The organism is Synechococcus sp. CS-603 (genome assembly GCF_977929215.1).
This window is the reverse complement of record NZ_OZ376778.1, coordinates 1,700,925-1,715,475: the sequence shown is the minus strand read 5'-3', so window position 1 is coordinate 1,715,475 and position 14,551 is coordinate 1,700,925. Positions and strand designations below refer to the sequence as shown.

Annotated in this window: 16 protein-coding genes; 7 read left to right on the top strand and 9 right to left on the bottom strand. The window is 61.0% G+C overall.

The genetic code is table 11. The features are described from left to right. Window positions 1–29: 29 nt before the first annotated feature. Together ACXMDM_RS09025 and ACXMDM_RS09020 are read left to right on the top strand one after the other, a co-directional pair. Window positions 30–890 carry a potassium channel family protein gene (locus ACXMDM_RS09025; RefSeq protein WP_259722881.1) on the top strand — a complete coding sequence of 287 codons (861 nt, stop codon included), beginning with the start codon at window positions 30–32 and terminating at the stop codon, window positions 888–890. Further along, window positions 887–1,132, top strand: a complete 246-nt coding sequence (locus ACXMDM_RS09020) for a Nif11-like leader peptide family RiPP precursor (protein WP_071801458.1) — start codon at window positions 887–889, stop codon at window positions 1,130–1,132. The genes ACXMDM_RS09025 and ACXMDM_RS09020 overlap by 4 nt, the downstream gene beginning before the upstream one ends. Window positions 1,133–1,145: 13 nt before the next feature. Here the strand turns inward: ACXMDM_RS09020 and ACXMDM_RS09015 are convergent, their stop codons facing one another. Beyond that, window positions 1,146–1,427, bottom strand: a complete 282-nt coding sequence (locus ACXMDM_RS09015; RefSeq protein WP_145537250.1) for a hypothetical protein — start codon at window positions 1,425–1,427, stop codon at window positions 1,146–1,148. Window positions 1,428–1,478: 51 nt separating this feature from the next. Beyond that, a complete protein-coding gene (locus ACXMDM_RS09010; RefSeq protein ID WP_499570392.1) occupies window positions 1,479–1,838 on the bottom strand; it encodes a rhomboid family intramembrane serine protease in 360 nt (119 codons plus the stop codon). Window positions 1,839–1,944: 106 nt separating this feature from the next. Between ACXMDM_RS09010 and ACXMDM_RS09005 the strand changes: the two genes are divergently transcribed. Then, window positions 1,945–3,318, top strand: a complete 1,374-nt coding sequence (locus ACXMDM_RS09005) for an IS30 family transposase (protein WP_083544327.1) — start codon at window positions 1,945–1,947, stop codon at window positions 3,316–3,318. Window positions 3,319–3,610: 292 nt separating this feature from the next. Here the strand turns inward: ACXMDM_RS09005 and ACXMDM_RS09000 are convergent, their stop codons facing one another. Then, the gene (locus ACXMDM_RS09000; protein WP_499569454.1) at window positions 3,611–3,829 is read right to left on the bottom strand and encodes a hypothetical protein; all 219 of its coding nucleotides are present in this window, start codon (window positions 3,827–3,829) and stop codon (window positions 3,611–3,613) included. A gap of 95 nt (window positions 3,830–3,924) precedes the next feature. On the opposite strand from ACXMDM_RS09000, the gene ACXMDM_RS08995 reads away from it, so the two are divergent. Continuing rightward, complete coding sequence (locus ACXMDM_RS08995) at window positions 3,925–4,404, top strand: DUF427 domain-containing protein (RefSeq protein ID WP_071801457.1); 480 nt, start codon at window positions 3,925–3,927, stop codon at window positions 4,402–4,404. A gap of 369 nt (window positions 4,405–4,773) precedes the next feature. Further along, window positions 4,774–5,127 carry a hypothetical protein gene (locus tag ACXMDM_RS08990; protein ID WP_145537365.1) on the top strand — a complete coding sequence of 118 codons (354 nt, stop codon included), beginning with the start codon at window positions 4,774–4,776 and terminating at the stop codon, window positions 5,125–5,127. Here the strand turns inward: ACXMDM_RS08990 and ACXMDM_RS08985 are convergent. Continuing rightward, window positions 5,124–6,563: a fatty acid desaturase gene (locus ACXMDM_RS08985; RefSeq protein ID WP_313772268.1), complete on the bottom strand. Its 1,440-nt coding sequence runs from the start codon at window positions 6,561–6,563 to the stop codon at window positions 5,124–5,126. The genes ACXMDM_RS08990 and ACXMDM_RS08985 overlap by 4 nt on opposite strands. Window positions 6,564–6,657: 94 nt before the next feature. Between ACXMDM_RS08985 and ACXMDM_RS08980 the strand changes: the two genes are divergently transcribed. Continuing rightward, window positions 6,658–7,611 carry an IS1595 family transposase gene (locus ACXMDM_RS08980; protein ID WP_071799713.1) on the top strand — a complete coding sequence of 318 codons (954 nt, stop codon included), beginning with the start codon at window positions 6,658–6,660 and terminating at the stop codon, window positions 7,609–7,611. Window positions 7,612–7,855: 244 nt separating this feature from the next. After that, complete coding sequence (locus tag ACXMDM_RS08975; RefSeq protein WP_259734793.1) at window positions 7,856–8,869, top strand: AI-2E family transporter; 1,014 nt, start codon at window positions 7,856–7,858, stop codon at window positions 8,867–8,869. 76 nt (window positions 8,870–8,945) lie between these two features. Here ACXMDM_RS08975 and ACXMDM_RS08970 read toward each other — a convergent pair whose 3' ends face one another. The 5 genes from ACXMDM_RS08970 to ACXMDM_RS08950 all read right to left on the bottom strand — a co-directional run bounded on the left by ACXMDM_RS08970 (window position 8,946) and on the right by ACXMDM_RS08950 (window position 14,536). Then, a complete protein-coding gene (locus ACXMDM_RS08970) occupies window positions 8,946–9,224 on the bottom strand; it encodes a DUF427 domain-containing protein (RefSeq protein WP_071801453.1) in 279 nt (92 codons plus the stop codon). A 96-nt stretch (window positions 9,225–9,320) separates the two neighbouring features. Beyond that, window positions 9,321–11,573 (bottom strand): glycosyltransferase family 2 protein, encoded by a 2,253-nt coding sequence (locus ACXMDM_RS08965; protein WP_259734792.1) that lies wholly within the window; start codon window positions 11,571–11,573, stop codon window positions 9,321–9,323. Between the two features lie 155 nt (window positions 11,574–11,728). Continuing rightward, window positions 11,729–12,760 (bottom strand): mechanosensitive ion channel family protein, encoded by a 1,032-nt coding sequence (locus ACXMDM_RS08960; RefSeq protein ID WP_071801452.1) that lies wholly within the window; start codon window positions 12,758–12,760, stop codon window positions 11,729–11,731. A gap of 48 nt (window positions 12,761–12,808) precedes the next feature. Beyond that, window positions 12,809–13,885 carry a bifunctional diaminohydroxyphosphoribosylaminopyrimidine deaminase/5-amino-6-(5-phosphoribosylamino)uracil reductase RibD gene (gene ribD, locus ACXMDM_RS08955; RefSeq protein WP_071801451.1) on the bottom strand — a complete coding sequence of 359 codons (1,077 nt, stop codon included), beginning with the start codon at window positions 13,883–13,885 and terminating at the stop codon, window positions 12,809–12,811. A 144-nt stretch (window positions 13,886–14,029) separates the two neighbouring features. Further along, window positions 14,030–14,536, bottom strand: a complete 507-nt coding sequence (locus ACXMDM_RS08950) for a DUF3122 domain-containing protein (protein ID WP_071802260.1) — start codon at window positions 14,534–14,536, stop codon at window positions 14,030–14,032. Window positions 14,537–14,551 lie beyond the last annotated feature (15 nt).

The following is a 14,551-nucleotide window of genomic DNA, read 5'->3' as shown; positions in this document are numbered from 1 at the left end:
CAGGACAGGCCCAGAATGGAGCCACATCCATGCCGTGTCCTGTCCTGCTCAACACCTGGCTTCAGGCCCGATCAAAGCCACTCAGCCCACTGACGCGACTGCGTCGCCGGCATCGCTTCTACCGGAATCTGCTGCTGCTGCTGCTGGTGATGATCTGTCTGGCCCTGCCCCAGACCCTGCGCTGGCTGGGGGCACTGGCCTACAGCCTGACCACTTTGCTCCTGTTGCTCTCCCTGGAAGGGCGCAGCCGCCACGGTGGTCGGGGCCATCGGCTGGGACTCCCTTACCGCCTGCTGGGACTGGCGACTCTCCTCTCCCAGTGGTTCTGGTATTTCACACCGGTGGTTGAACGCCAAAGCGGTCTGCCGGTGATGGTTCTGATGACCGTGTTCGTGGCCTGGAGCCTGCTGCGGCTGGTGGGGTACCTGGCCGAAGAGCGGCGGATCAACGGCCAGGTGCTGATGGGGGCGGTGGCCGGCTATCTGCTGCTGGGGCTCACCGCCGGCATGCTGTTGACCGTGCTCGAAACGGTGCAACCCGGCAGCTTCAGCAGTTCCCAACAGGCCCTTGGTCTGGAGCTGCCCAATCAGCTGGCAGCCGAGAACCCTTTGCAGAGGATCTGGGAGCTGGATTTTGTGCGTCTCAACTACTTCGCCTTCGCCACAATCACAACAGTCGGCTACGGCGATGTGTTGCCCACCACGCCGATCGCCCAGATCACCAGCATCGGCTTCGGGGTGATTGGACCTTTCTACCTGGCGTTGGTGATGGGGCTGCTGATCAGCCGCTTCACCATGCAGGACAGACCTGATTATTCCAACCCGCCGGCAGCGGCTGCGATCGAAGCCCAATCCGCTAAGACAGGCGAATCTGCGCCGCCGCCACCTTGAGCCTCCAGCAACTCGATGCCTTTCTGCTCCAGGCCAGCCTTCAACCACAGCTGCAGGCCAGGTTGAACGAGCCACTCGAGCTGGCTGATTTCCTCATGCTGGCCCGAGGCGAAGGCTACGCCGTGGAAGAAACAGACCTGCTCGAAGCCCGCGAACGCGAAGAATCCCAGCGGAGCGCCAGCGAATTGCAGCAACGGGCTGGTGACGATGCGCGTCGGCTGCGCAATTTCATTCCCGGCTGAGCGGCCGTTGGGTTCAGCGGATCAGCCCGGCCGGCGGCCGGATGCTGCGTTCCTGCTGCAGGCTGCGCTGGGCCAGATGGGCGCTGACCAGCAGCAACAAGCCAAGTGGCAGCGCCAAACGCCAGACAGCACCTGGACGGGACGGCCAGCTGGGACGGGGGAACCGCCGCGCCGGCCCGCGCCCTGACGAGGCCTGGCCGGGGCCCAGGGGCATGCTGCATTGGCCGCAGACCATGCGACCAGCCAGACTCCTGTCACGGCGCACATTCCAACTTCCGCAGCGGGGACAGGACATCGTCGAAATCGGGGGCGAAGGGTCAGGGGAACGCAGGTTGAAGGTTTAGGTTCAGGGCCGGTCAACCTTCGCCGGTTCCCTGAACACAGCAAAGGCGGCGAAAACTCCACCAGCAAACCCGGAGGCATGGCCGATCCAGCTCACACCCGGCGGTGAGAAGAAGGGAAGCAGACCCGGCAGAAAGCCGCCATAGCTTATCAAGCTGAACACGGAAAGGGCCAGCACCAGGGGTCGCCGCTCCAGAAAACCGATCACGGTCAGGTATCCCACCAGGGCAAACACCACGCCGGAAAGTCCATGGCTGCCGCTGGGCCAGAACAGCCAGACCGGAATCGCCATCAGGTAGGTCCCGAGCCAGACGGCCATGTAGTCGGAACGGCTTTTGGCCAGCACCAGCCAGGAGAGGGGCAGAAACCAGAGGCTGTTCCCGAACAGGTGGCCGAAATCACTGTGACTGAAGGGCGCAGCTCGGTTTCAAGTGGTCGTCGCAACACCTCATTCACTGAGGGATTTTGGGATGACGAGCAAGCATCAGCGGCAGATGGCCGTTCGCTCGATGAGGGGGAAAATCCCCTCTCCTGGCCGTCCCTCGACAGCTCAGCACAAGCATCGAGTTCTTTTCTGGATGGCGATCGCTCAGGGGTTATCGAGCGAGAATGCCGCATCCGAGGCGGGCATCCCTCAAGCGATTGGAACGCGTTGGTTCCGCAATGCTGGCGGGATGCCTCCGATCGATCTGAACCCGCCTTCGGGCCGTTTCCTGTCCTTTTCTGAGCGGGAGGAGATAGCCATCCTCTGGGCGAGGAATCTGGGAGTCCGCGCCATTGCCCGTGAGCTGGGTCGCTCCGCCTCGACCATCTGCCGAGAGTTGCGCCGTAATTCCTCAACACGCAGCAATGCGTTGGCCTATCGGGCCACAACGGCACAGTGGCATGCTGAACGTCGCGCCAGACGTCCCAAAGTTGCCAGGCTCGCCGGGAACGGCCACCTGCGTAAGTATGTCCAGGAACGGCTTTCTGGCCAGATCACCCGCCCGAACGGTGATGTCGTGCCGGGTCCTGTTACAAGCTGGATCGGCCGCAGGCATGGTCGTCGTCAGGACCGGCTTTGGGCGACCTCCTGGAGCCCGGAGCAGATCTCGAACCGGCTCCGTATCGATTTTCCTGATGATGCGTCGATGCGGATCTCTCATGAGGCGATCTATCAGGCTCTCTATGTTCAGGGCCGTGGAGCGTTGAAACGGGAACTTGTCGCGTGCCTGCGCACTGGGCGTGCCCTACGTGTTCCTCGCGCAAGGCGCCAGGCAAGCGGCAAGAACTTCCTCACCCCGGAGGTCATGATTTCCCAGCGGCCGGCCGAGGTTGACGATCGCGCCATTCCGGGGCATTGGGAAGGCGACCTCATCGTGGGGCTCAAGAGTTCAGCGATTGGAACGCTCGTGGAGCGCACCACCCGATTCACCCTGCTGCTGCACCTGCCCCGCATGCAGGGCCATGGAGAACAGCCACGGATCAAGAACGGCCCCCCACTGACCGGACATGGTGCAGAGGCGGTTCGCGATGCGATCGCTGCAACGATCGACACGCTTCCTGCTCAGCTGCGCAGATCCCTGACCTGGGACCAGGGAGCTGAGATGGCACAACACGCTCAACTCCGCATCGACACAGGCCTGAGGATCTTCTTCTGCGACCCGCATAGCCCCTGGCAACGCGGGTCGAATGAAAACACCAACGGGCTGCTGCGGCAGTACTTCCCAAAAGGTACTGATTTGTCCCGACACTCCCGTAACGAGCTTGATGCCGTCGCCCTGGCACTCAATACACGCCCACGCAAAACCCTCGGATGGAGGACCCCTGCTGAGGCCCTTGACAATCATCTGAGGGCTTTGTGAAATCCCCTTTCTAATTCGCGACGGTGTTCTCGCGCATCGCTGCCATCGGACCTAAGCGACAGATCTGGCATTCTGTTCTCCCTGAAAACCACTGTGCATACTGGCTTTTGGATCCATAGGCACCGTCTGTTGAAACGATCATCAAGTGAGCCGGTGATCCATTTTTCCCTCTGAACAAACCGCCTTGGCGGCAAGCGGGGGCGTCAGCCACCGATTGCCGACGAGGTGGAACCGCCCGCAAGCGGGCGGGGCCCAGCCGCTGCTGCTCGTTACTAACTGATCGAAAAGAAATTTAAAAATGATGCAGCTGAGAAAACCCGTATCTACAAGCCCTTATGCTCCTTTTCCAACCCGGTGTTGCGACGACCGGTGGAATCCACCCAGTCAGCACGCCGAGGAACGGCCCGCCCGGCAGCATCGGCAGATTCCACTGGCCAGCGAAGAACAGCTGGTCCACCAACTCCTGGCCCCAGGCCAACAGCAGCAGCAGCACGGGGATCAGGGCCGTCATGCCCAGCCGGGCCAGGGCCCGATCGAGACGCAGCGATATCCGATCGGAGGGTGATGGAGCCATGGTGGAGCCATTGTCGTCAATGGAGAGGCCAAATGGAGGCAACCCAGGCCGAGAAGGCCGCCGACTACCCCCGGCCTCCGGCGCTGCGCGTCAGCCACTCCCATGTGCTGGTGCGGGCCCTCGGTGAGCTGCTCTGCGAGACCCAGCTGTCCTTGCAGGTGCTCGAAACCTTCCATCCACCCACCTACTACCTGCCGCCCGACGCCGTAGCACTGGATTGGCTTGAGCCCGTGCCCGGCCGCAGCTTCTGCGAATGGAAAGGTGTGGCCCATTACTTCGATCTGGTGGTGGGAACGCAGCGGATCAAGCGAGCTCTCTGGCACTACCCCGAGCCAACAGCGGCCTTCGCGGCCCTGGCCGGCTGGTATGCCCTCTATCCAGCCCAGATGGACGGCTGCTGGGTGGATGGAGAGCGGGTACGACCCCAGCAAGGGGGCTTCTATGGCGGCTGGATCACCAGCACCGTCAGCGGCCCGTTCAAGGGAGATCCGCTCCACCCGGAACTGATCTGAGCGTCAAGGGGTTAGTATGGACTTGTCGGCCGTAGCTCCTTAGGGGGGCCGATTATTCCATCCAAACCACGTCAACTGTTCAAACCTCTGGCTTTCGGCCTGTTGGCTTACAGATTGACAAGTCTTCAAAGAGCACCCTTTATGGGTTCTCGCCCAGGTTTTGGCCTTGATCGCAGACTCTGTGAGACGATCCAACTTTGAAGTAGCACTCTTGAGTGATACTCTTTGAGTAGAAACTTAGCTTTCAAACAAACCTAAACTTTGAGTTAGAATCATCTTCCAGAGGCCAACTAACAGCTGAAGATTGAAGATTGAAAGCAAACTTTGAGTGAATCGATCCGCAGCGTTGGTTTTTTGTTGATCGCCTGAGTGCTCCGCTTCAGCACCAGGTCAAGCCAAAGAAGTTTGTTTTGTAGAGAAGCTTGCCCTCCAGGCGGCAAGCGTTCTCAAGACCTCTCAAGCAAGCTCACGCTTTCTTTGGTCACTCTCAATGAGCGTCAGCGGATGGATGTTGCTGTTCCTTTTCTTTTATCCCTCAAGACCATGAAAACCAAGACCAAATCAAAATCTGCCAATCCACGCCTGGTTTCAAGCGGCCAGAAGCGGCTCGAGCCAATCGCCCCGATCAGCCCCTGGCTCGTTAGCTTCCCCCACATCAAGTCAGCTGTGAAGGCGGGATCTGGCTCGGCCCCCAGCTGGGCCGAGTTGCTGGGCGAGCGCTAAGCCTGGGCCGCTTGAACCTGCTCAACGGATTGCAGGCTGTCAGTGCTCCGATCCCAGAGGATGAAGGCAAAGCAATCCGGAATCTGACGCACCGTCAGGGTGGTGGCTCCGGTTAACAAGGACGCATTGCGTTGATGGCAAGCGCGGAGGTGGTAATTCGGGATCCGCGAACAGAGATGGTGGATGTTGTGATAGCCAATATCTGCTGTGAACCAATTGAGGATGGCTGGCAGGCGCAGCAGACTGGTGCCATCAATGGCTCCAGTCAGCGAATTCCAGCCTTCTGTTCGATGGGCGTAGGAGCCCTCGAAATTGTGCTGAACAAAAAAGATACAGATGAACAGGGCTGCTGAGCAGGCCATCACGACCGAATACAAGCTCCAGAACAGACCTGCACCAACCAAGCGTGAGAGGATGATCCAGCTGGCAACGACGCAGATATTGTTGAGGACGAGATCCTGAAACTCAAGAGTGGTATACCAATACTTAGGCTTGTAGCTAGTCCAGATCGAGTTAAGGCTGCTGCGGATATCGGCTTTCAAGCAAGCCATGGCATGGCCAGCGAAGTGAAACAAGCCCAGCAGAAGGGCCACTCTCGGCTTGATCACCAAATAGAAGAATCCACCCGGGAAGAGCATCAAGGGATGGCGAAGGAATTGATAAAATCCTTGCTGGAAAGGGGTCATCTTCAGGAAAGTTTCACTGCTCACCAGCGCCGAAGGTCCTCGGTAGAGGTCCCAGTTTCCATTGTGTTTGTGGTGAAAAGCATGTCCCCTTGACCAGGGGTACTGAGGTATCGCGTTGATCACACCCAAAAGAAAACCAACCAAGCGATTCATACGCTTGGAGCGGAATAGCGATTGATGACCGCAATCGTGCATCAACGAAAAGCAGCGACCCGAAAACAGAACCATCAGCACGAGCAACGGTGGCGTCAGCCAGATCGACACCCTCGCCACATAGATCACCGCGACCCACAGCAGCCCATAGGGAACAAGGGTATTGACGATTTGCCAAGTGGCCCAAAGATCATTGCTCCTCACATAGGGAGCCAATACAAAATCCGAACGCTTCACAGCCGCTGGCTCAACTTGAGCCGATGTCACCAGCGATGGCGCGATTTGGTTTGTCATCAACGGGAGTGATCCAATAAGGACATCGAAAGGCAGGCTTTGTGCCGGTTCAGGGCTGAACTGGGCCGCGAAACAGGCCAGCAAATGGCAACCAAGTTGATCGGCAGGCAGGCCAGTCAAGAATCCAGCCAGGGGGCCAACGAACGGTCGGTCAATCAGTAGCGAAACTATATTGTGATCATAGCAACAAGACGATGGATGTCGATCGGAGTTGATCGGCTTCGATCGAGAGATGAAATCGACGACATCAAATTGGCGGCGCCCAAGAACCGCTCCAGGACCGCCAAGAACCCAGGTGGTCATTGGGGTCATCAAGGCTTTTCTTGATTAGGCAGCAAGCTCCGCAGGCAGCCCTTTTGGGACCTAGGCTGGTACGCATATACCAGTCGTCACTGCCATGGCTATGAATCGGATCCAGTTCCAGGCCAGCCTGTCGCTGCCCCAGTTTATTGAGCTCTACGGAACCGAGCAAAAATGTGAAGTTGCCCTGGAACAGGCGCGCTGGCCTGATGGTTTCCGTTGCCCACGTTGTGAGGGCAAGGAGTACGGGCTCATCATTGGCAGGCGCCACAAGCGCTATCAGTGCCGGAGCTGTCGTCATCAAGCCACCCTCACGGCCGGTACCATCTTGGAGGCAACAAAGTTACCTCTGACCACCTGGTTCCTTGCCTTCTACCTCGTCGGCCAAGCCAAGACAGGAATCTCCTCACTAGCTCTGAGGCGTCATCTCGGTGTGAACTACCGAACGGCATGGTTGCTTCAGAACAAGATCATGCAGGCAATGAAAGAACGTGATGGCGCCTATGTCCTCAGAGGAAGGGTGCAGGTGGATGATGCCTACCTTGGCGGAGAACGCTGTGGTGGCAAGCCTGGTCGTGGATCGGAGAACAAGGTGCCGGTCGTGGCAGCCGTCTCTGTCGATGAGGCGGGCCACCCCCGGTATATAAAACTTGCCACCGTGCCCACGTTCTCTTTTGCCGCTATTGCTGATTGGGCCCAAGATTCACTGGCGATAGGCTGTGAAGTGATCTCCGATGGGCTGGCTTGCTTTCGCGCCGTTGCAGAAGTCGGTTGCTTCCATCATCCTGTGGTCGTAAAGGGTCGTCATCCCAATGAATTACCAGAATTCCGTTGGATTAACACGGTGCTCAGCAACTTGAAAACCAGCTTCAGCGGCAGCTTCCATGCCCTTCGCTTCGAAAAGTACGCTGATCGCTACTTGGGCGCCTTCAGCTACCGCTTCAATCGGCGGTTCAATCTGGCGGCAATGACCGAGCGTGTGGTTCATGCCATCTGCAGCTGTCAAGCACGGCCGGAACGACTCCTGAGGTGTGCGGAGTTTGCTACCTAATCGAGAGGCTTTTTGAGGGCTTGGCTCTTACGAGTGCCCAGCAGTGTTGGTGTAAGAACAGGCCGAGCTCCAGGAATCAGCAACGGAGAGCTTAGATTTGCTGACAAAGCATTGCTCAGCTGGATTTTCGGTAGAGCTCTAGCGACAGCCAATGCTGTCAGTGACCATTCCCCTACATCAGCCAATGAACAGCAAGGCTACTAGCCGACTGGAATCCATCCAGAATTCAGATTTATTGAGGTTCTTGCTGTTGTTTGCCAGCGGTTGGGCCGGAATCTTAGCAATTTCCTACTTCTACAACGTTCTGGCGATGTTTATCGTCGCGGCGATTCTCGCTATATTGATGGATTTTCCGGTTCGCTATTTAAGCAAGACAATGCCCAGATGGCTGGCCATCGTGGCGTCCAGCCTGGCTGTTGCTGCGTTGATTCTGGGCTTTATTGCGATCCTTGGGTTTCAGGTCGTCAACCAGGGCAGTGCACTTGCTACGGACGTTCTAAGCAAATTACGAGATTCCGATCTGCCTTTTACTGAAACGCTGAATCAGATCAATCTGGACTCAATCCTGTCGGTGTTGCGCAGCAGCTTGGAGACGGGCTTCGGTTTCATCGGCGGTGCTTTCAGCAATGTATTGACACTCATTTTTCTGCCGGTGATCAGCCTTTACATGCTGGTTGATGATGGCCGTCTCTGGATTTCGCTGCTCAGGCTGGTGCCCGCCAGATCACGCCAACACTTTGATCACAGTGTGCAGAAGAACGTGCTTGGATTTCTGCGGGGCCAGATGATTCTGGTGCTGTTTCTCTCAATTTCAAGCTTCGTCGCCTTCACAGTTTTAGGCGTGAAATTCTCTTTGGTTCTGGCGATCATCATTGGAGTGCTCGATGCGATTCCGGGCATCGGGGCCACCTTTGGAGTGATCATAATCAGTAGTCTTGTCTTCGTCACCCAAGGGCCGTGGACGGCACTTTCGGTGGTGGTGGTTTCGATTGTTCTGCAACAGATCCAGGACAATCTGATTCACCCGAAAGTGATGGGGAAAGCCTTGAACATCAACCCTGTGGTGATTTTCTTCGCGCTGTTCATCGGCGAACGGGTTGCCGGTCTGCTTGGCGTCTTTCTAGCCATCCCAATCGCTGGAATGATCGTCAGTTGGTCAAGCGAACAGCGACCTTCACCTACGGACCCAACCGACCACACTCAAAACATTCAAGACACTGACTCACCACCGGCAGCAGCAACCCCAGAGACGAACTGATTCTGCCGAAACCAATGCGCTGAATCGCATCCCATCAATCAGCCAAACTCTGGGGAAGCAGCAACCGAGACCCGCTTCAACGAACCTGAACGCCCTTCCAGAAAGCCACACGACCCTTGATCTCGGCGGCCGCCGCTTTGGGTTCGGGATAGAACCAGGCGGCGTTGGCGTTGACCTGATCGCCGACCACCACGTCGTAATAGTGGGCTTCACCTTTCCAGCCGCAAACCGTGCGGTGACTGGAGGGGCGAACATGGCTGGAGTTGAGGGACTCGGCGGGGAAGTAGGCATTGCCATCCACCTTGACGATGTCGTCACTGGTGGCGATCAGGCAGTCGTTCCAACTGGCTTGCATGGACTTGGCAGCAAAGTTTTCATTCTCGCGCTTGCCGGTGCCTAAACGCGTTTGCTTGAGCCTGATCGAGCGGCTTTGGTCAGCGGGTCCCTTGTTTCAGGGGTTATCGACCTGGATCGTCAAGGGCATCAGGCTGCGCTGAAACCAACCCTGCGCCGCCATCGGCTGCAGCAGGCGGTACAGAACGGCAAGCAAGGCCAGGGGCTCGAAGGGCGCCTGACGCGTTGGCCACTGGCTAAGGCGTCGGTAGAGCAGAGACTGGATCGCTTCGCTTTGCGCGGCGTCAAGGTCATTCCAGTCGGCACCGACGCGCAGGCCGGCTGTTGCCCGCTGCGTGCGTGCGATGCGCACCGGCAGAGGAAACGGCAGGGGGCCTGGCCATTCCAACTGCAGCCGGGCGCCTTCGAGCATCCCCGCAGCCCAGGCATCAGTGCCGCCTGGCCCCAGCAGCAACTCAAGTCCGGTTTCGCTGATCGCCATCAGGCGGGCCTGAGCAGGCCCAGTGGCCGAGCGCAACAGCACCTGAGGCGAACCGACCGCGAACCAGGGGGTGGCCTCGCTGCGGGGGCGATCCCAGCAGGTGCGAAGGGCGACGCTCAGGGTGGCGACGCTGATCGAAGCCCAGACGAGACCGAGGGCCTGGGTGGCTGCCCGGCTGCTGGCCGCCTGGTCAGGGCCGATCGGGGCAGCGCCGCCTGGCCCGAGGATCAGATGGAGCAGGTTGAGCAGCTGCAGGGCAAGCAGAACCAGCAGGGGGAGAAACAAACCGCCGGCCGGCAGCCAGGTGCGTTGGGCGGTGATCGCCTTGGGAGTCACCCTGAACTTTCGGGGACAGCCCACCAGGGTGGAGAGCACCGCCGTGAGGATCGGGAACAGGAAAATCCAGCGGTAGAGCTCGGGCAGCAGGGCCGAGCGAGCACCGCGGCTGAACCAACCCACCAGCAGCAGTTGGCTGAGAAAAAAGGGCAGGGCCACCTCGAGCAAGCCCGGTCCACGCACCAGAATCGGTGCCACCCCCAGCAGGCCGAGGCTGAGCGGCATCAGCAACAGCAGCAGTTGGGGAATCACGTTGAACCAGTGCAGGATTCCCTCGAGATAGGCGATCCGCTGCCACAGGCTCAGCCCCTGGATCCGGAGGGGGTTGGCACCGGTGCGCAGGATCTGCAGAGTGCCGCTGGCCCAGCGACCGCGCTGCCGGGCCATGGCCCCGATCGAAAGTGGGGAGAGGCCAGCGCTCAGCTTTTCATTGAGATAGAGATTGCGGTAGCCGGCGGCGGCCAAACGGATGCCGGTGGCCAGATCCTCCGACGAGGTGCCGGTTTCGAATCCCCCCACCTGCAGCAACGCCGAGCGACGCATCAGAAAGGAGGTGCCCGCGCAGACCACGGCGCCCACCGCTTGGCGGGTGGGCTCGACCCAGCGGTAGAAGTTCTCCTCATCCGGCATCAGCCAGCGCTCGAGGCGCAGGTTTCGAGCCACCGGATCGGCATTCATGTAGGTCTGGGGGGTCTGGACGAAGCCCACCCTCGGGTCGCTGAACAGGCCTACGCTGCGCCGCAGAAATTCCTGCTGAGGCACCACGTCGGCATCGAACACCGCGATCAGATCGCCCTGCAGCTGCGGCAGCGCATGGTTGAGGTTGCCGGCCTTGGCGTGCTGGGTGAAGCCACGGGTGAGATAGCGGCTGCCCAGCTGCTTGCACAGCTCCTGTAGAGCAGGCCGCCCACTGTCATCCAGCAACCAGACGCGAAAGAGCGGATAGTCGAGGGCCAGGCAGCCGCGCAAGCAGCGCTCGATCAACTCCAGCGGTTCGCCGTAGCTGGGCACCAGCACATCAACGGCAGGCACCCTGGCTGGGGTCGCGCTGATCTGCCGGCCGAGGTCGGCGGCAGCCAGCCTGGCTTCGGCCTCAATCGGCGGCTGCCTGACCCAGGTGAGCCAGAGCTGCAGGAAGCCGTTGGCGAGCAGCGCCAGCTCGGCGGCCAGCATCACCAGGCTCAGGCTTGTGCTTCCAGGGGTAGCCAGGTTGAGGGTGCTGACCAGGCGCCAGTGGAGATAGCGGGCCGCCAGAAGGCTGAGCAACACCACCGCCGAGCGGCGGGCCGCCAGCGGCAGATGCTGCTCCTGGCGTGAGCCGAGCAGCAGAGCCCAAATACTGACGGCGAGCGCCGGCACAAGGCTGCGCCACGACATCGGGCCGGAGCCTGCGCCGACCGACAGAACCAGAGCCAGCGTCAATGCCGCCCAGACCCCGTAAACCAGGATCGCCTGCCGCCTCAGAAGGGCATCAGGCCCGTCGACCAGACCCTGATGTTCCTTGAAACGATCGGGGGAATCGCTTGGGAGCACGTCTGGTCCACAAAGCATGGAAGGGGCCTGGCCAACGCTCTTAACGTCTCGTTGCAAAAGGCTACGGACAATGCCCTGCCGACTGCACCGAGGCTGGACCTATGGAATACAGGCCAGACAGAGGATCGGATGTGTTGGCTCAGGCGCCGCAGCGCTCAGGCCTTCAACAGTTGGCGGGTGGGGTAAGGGATGGCGGCATTGTGGGCCTTGACCACATGACCGATCTGCAGCAACAGCCGCTGTTGCAGGTCCCAGGCATTCATGATGTCGCCGCCTGATGAGAAGCAGAGCAGGCGCAGATCCAGGCTCGCGGGGCCGTAGCTCACGAAATGGACCACATGCGGCATCGCAAGATCAATCCCTGACTCCTTCGGTAAGGCGGCTTCAAGATCGGCGATCACCGGTTGGATCGCCTGGTGATCCTCAAAGCGCAGACCGAATTCGATCCAGATACGGCGGCTGTCAATGCGGCCGGTGTTGATCACGGGCTGGGTCGTGAACACACCGTTGGGAATGAACAGGGGCTGGCGTTCAAGGTCGCGCAGGCGTGTATAGAACCAGCCGATCTGCTCGACTTCACCGATCAGTGAGTCGGCGGGGATCTGGATCATGTCACCCACCACGAACGGTCGATTGATGTAGAGGCTGACGCCGCTGAGCAGGTTCTCCACGATCGTTCTGGCGCCGAAACCGATGGCGGCCGCTCCGAAGCCACCGGCGGTGGCCAACACCGTTAAGGACGCCCCCAGCAACCGGAGGATCGCCAGGGTGATCAGCACGAACACCACCGTTCCGATCAACTTGTCGGCAACGTCGAAGAGAAACAGGCGATCCCTGCTGGGCAGGGTGGGCAGGAGCTGGGCGGAAAAGCGATCAGCCTTGCGCAGCAGCTCCGATTTGCAGCGCAGCACCGTCCAGATCAGGCCGATGCTGACCAGCGTGTCGCGCAGCTGCGCCTCATTGAGCGGTGTCGGCAGCTTGCTGGCGGGCAGCAGGCCTGCCAGCCAATAACTGAAGCTGGCAGCGACAACGGTGAGACAAAGACTGAGCTGGCTGCGCAACAGCAGGGCCCGCGCCAGTGAACCCGGCGAGAAACGGCGGGCCAGCAGCTCCAGCAGTAACCAGAGCCCGCCGGCGAGCAGCAGGCCGAGGATCGGAATCTGTAGATCGAAAGGCAGAAGCGTCATTCAGATGTCGGTGAAGTGGGTGGGGCCCAGAGCGATGGGGCCAGGTTGTCATGACTGCCGTTCGCCTGATGGCGCCACCAGCTCCCAGAGCCGGTCGTGACCGAGCCGCCCGAGGCCGCATTCGCTCCAGCGGGCGGCGGCGTTGACGTCCGTCAGGCCCAGGTCTCCCAGGGGGGTTCGCGCCGACTCGCCGCCCAGCAGCCGCGGGGCCACGACAACGACCAGGCGCTGCACGCATCCCTGGGCCACGGCGGCGGCCGCCAGGCTCGGCCCGCATTCCCAGAGCACCCGGTTGCAACCGCGCAGGGCCAGGGCCCCCATCAGCGAAGCCGGTTCACAGGCTTCGAGCTCCAGGCACTCCACCCCGGCCTGAAGAAGCCGGCGGCGCTGGCTGGGTTCGGCAGCAGGCCCGTGGGCCACCAGGGTGGGGGCCACGGTCTGGTCAAAGAGCTGGGCGCCGGGGGGAAGATCCAGCTGGCGGCTGAGCACCACCCGCAGCGGCTCGGGCGAACGCCGGCCACGGCTGGTGAGCAGGGGGTCATCGGCGCGCACCGTGCCGCCGCCGACGATCACCGCATCACAGCCGGCGCGCAGCCGGTGAACCCACTGGCGCGCCTCGGGGCCACTGATCCATTGGCTGTGGCCGTTGGGGAGGGCGGTGCGTCCATCCACACTCATCGCCCACTTGAGCAGGCCCAGGGGGCGGCCGCTGCGCACCCGGTGGCAGAAGGCCGCGTTCAGCCGCAGCGCTTCGCTCTGCCGGACCGCCTCAATCACCTCAATTCCAGCGGCCCGCAATTGGGCGAGGCCTGCGCCGGCCATCCGGGGATCAGGATCGGCCATTGCCACCACCACCCGGCAGATGCCGGCGGCGATCACCGCCTCACTGCAGGGGGGGGTGCGGCCGTGGTGGCAGCAGGGCTCCAGGCTCACCACCAAGGTGCCCCCGCAGGCGCGTTCACCCGCCTGGACCAGGGCACCCACCTCGGCGTGGGGCGCCCCGGCTCTGGCGTGGAAGCCTTCCCCCACCAGCGTGCCATCGGCGGCCAGCACCACCGCACCCACCAGCGGATTGGGGCTGGTGCGGCCTTCGCCGAGCGCCGCCAGCTGCAGGGCGCGGTCCATCCAGCGCTGCCAGACGCTCACCCGTTGCTCTCGCGCTCGATATCACCGTAGTGGCAACACCAGCCTCAGCCCATGAAAAACCCGTGGCAGAAAGCCACGGCTACGTGGTCTTCACCAGGCCGCCCATGACGCCGCTCAGACGTTTCAAGCAGCGGGAACTACAGCTTGAACGCCCATCAATTGCCGCCATTCCTTGACCACATAGGGGGGCACCGCCAGCTCGTTAATGGCACCGGGGAGCTTCAAGCGCAGCGGCCGGTCTTGGGAAAGATCGGCCAGCAATGGCTCAAGATCGAATTCCGCCGCGGCCGAGCGGCCATCAACCGCCAGCTGGGAATTCTCCAGGGTGAGGTCGTCCAAGCTCCAGCTGAAGGGGCCGGAGCGCACCTGCAGCTGGGTGGGGTGCTCAAGCCGCAATTTGCCTGGGAAGCCCACCAGGCGCAGACGCAACGCCCCCCCAGCTGGGCCCTCGCGGTAAGCCACCAGCTGCCAGCTCTGGTCGTCGAGGTCACGCAGGCTTTCAAGGCTGCGCAGCACCGGCGAGCCGTTGGCATCGGGGTGGGCGTGCAGCTGGGCCAGGGGGCCAGAGGCCGCCATCACCGCGTTGGGGAAGGACACCAGGCCAGCAAACGACAGCAACAGGGCGAGCATCAGGATCAGGGGACG

Coding starts and splice junctions, on each gene's coding strand:
- ACXMDM_RS09025 (WP_259722881.1), top strand. CDS start 30: ATGCCGTGTCCTGTCCTGCTCAACACCTGGCTTCAGGCCCGATCAAAG.
- ACXMDM_RS09015 (WP_145537250.1), bottom strand. CDS start 1,427: ATGTCCTGTCCCCGCTGCGGAAGTTGGAATGTGCGCCGTGACAGGAGT.
- ACXMDM_RS09005 (WP_083544327.1), top strand. CDS start 1,945: ATGACGAGCAAGCATCAGCGGCAGATGGCCGTTCGCTCGATGAGGGGG.
- ACXMDM_RS09000 (WP_499569454.1), bottom strand. CDS start 3,829: ATGACGGCCCTGATCCCCGTGCTGCTGCTGCTGTTGGCCTGGGGCCAG.
- ACXMDM_RS08995 (WP_071801457.1), top strand. CDS start 3,925: ATGGAGGCAACCCAGGCCGAGAAGGCCGCCGACTACCCCCGGCCTCCG.
- ACXMDM_RS08985 (WP_313772268.1), bottom strand. CDS start 6,563: ATGACCACCTGGGTTCTTGGCGGTCCTGGAGCGGTTCTTGGGCGCCGC.
- ACXMDM_RS08980 (WP_071799713.1), top strand. CDS start 6,658: ATGGCTATGAATCGGATCCAGTTCCAGGCCAGCCTGTCGCTGCCCCAG.
- ACXMDM_RS08970 (WP_071801453.1), bottom strand. CDS start 9,224: ATGCAAGCCAGTTGGAACGACTGCCTGATCGCCACCAGTGACGACATC.
- ACXMDM_RS08960 (WP_071801452.1), bottom strand. CDS start 12,760: ATGACGCTTCTGCCTTTCGATCTACAGATTCCGATCCTCGGCCTGCTG.
- ribD (WP_071801451.1), bottom strand. CDS start 13,885: ATGGACCGCGCCCTGCAGCTGGCGGCGCTCGGCGAAGGCCGCACCAGC.
- ACXMDM_RS08950 (WP_071802260.1), bottom strand. CDS start 14,536: ATGCTCGCCCTGTTGCTGTCGTTTGCTGGCCTGGTGTCCTTCCCCAAC.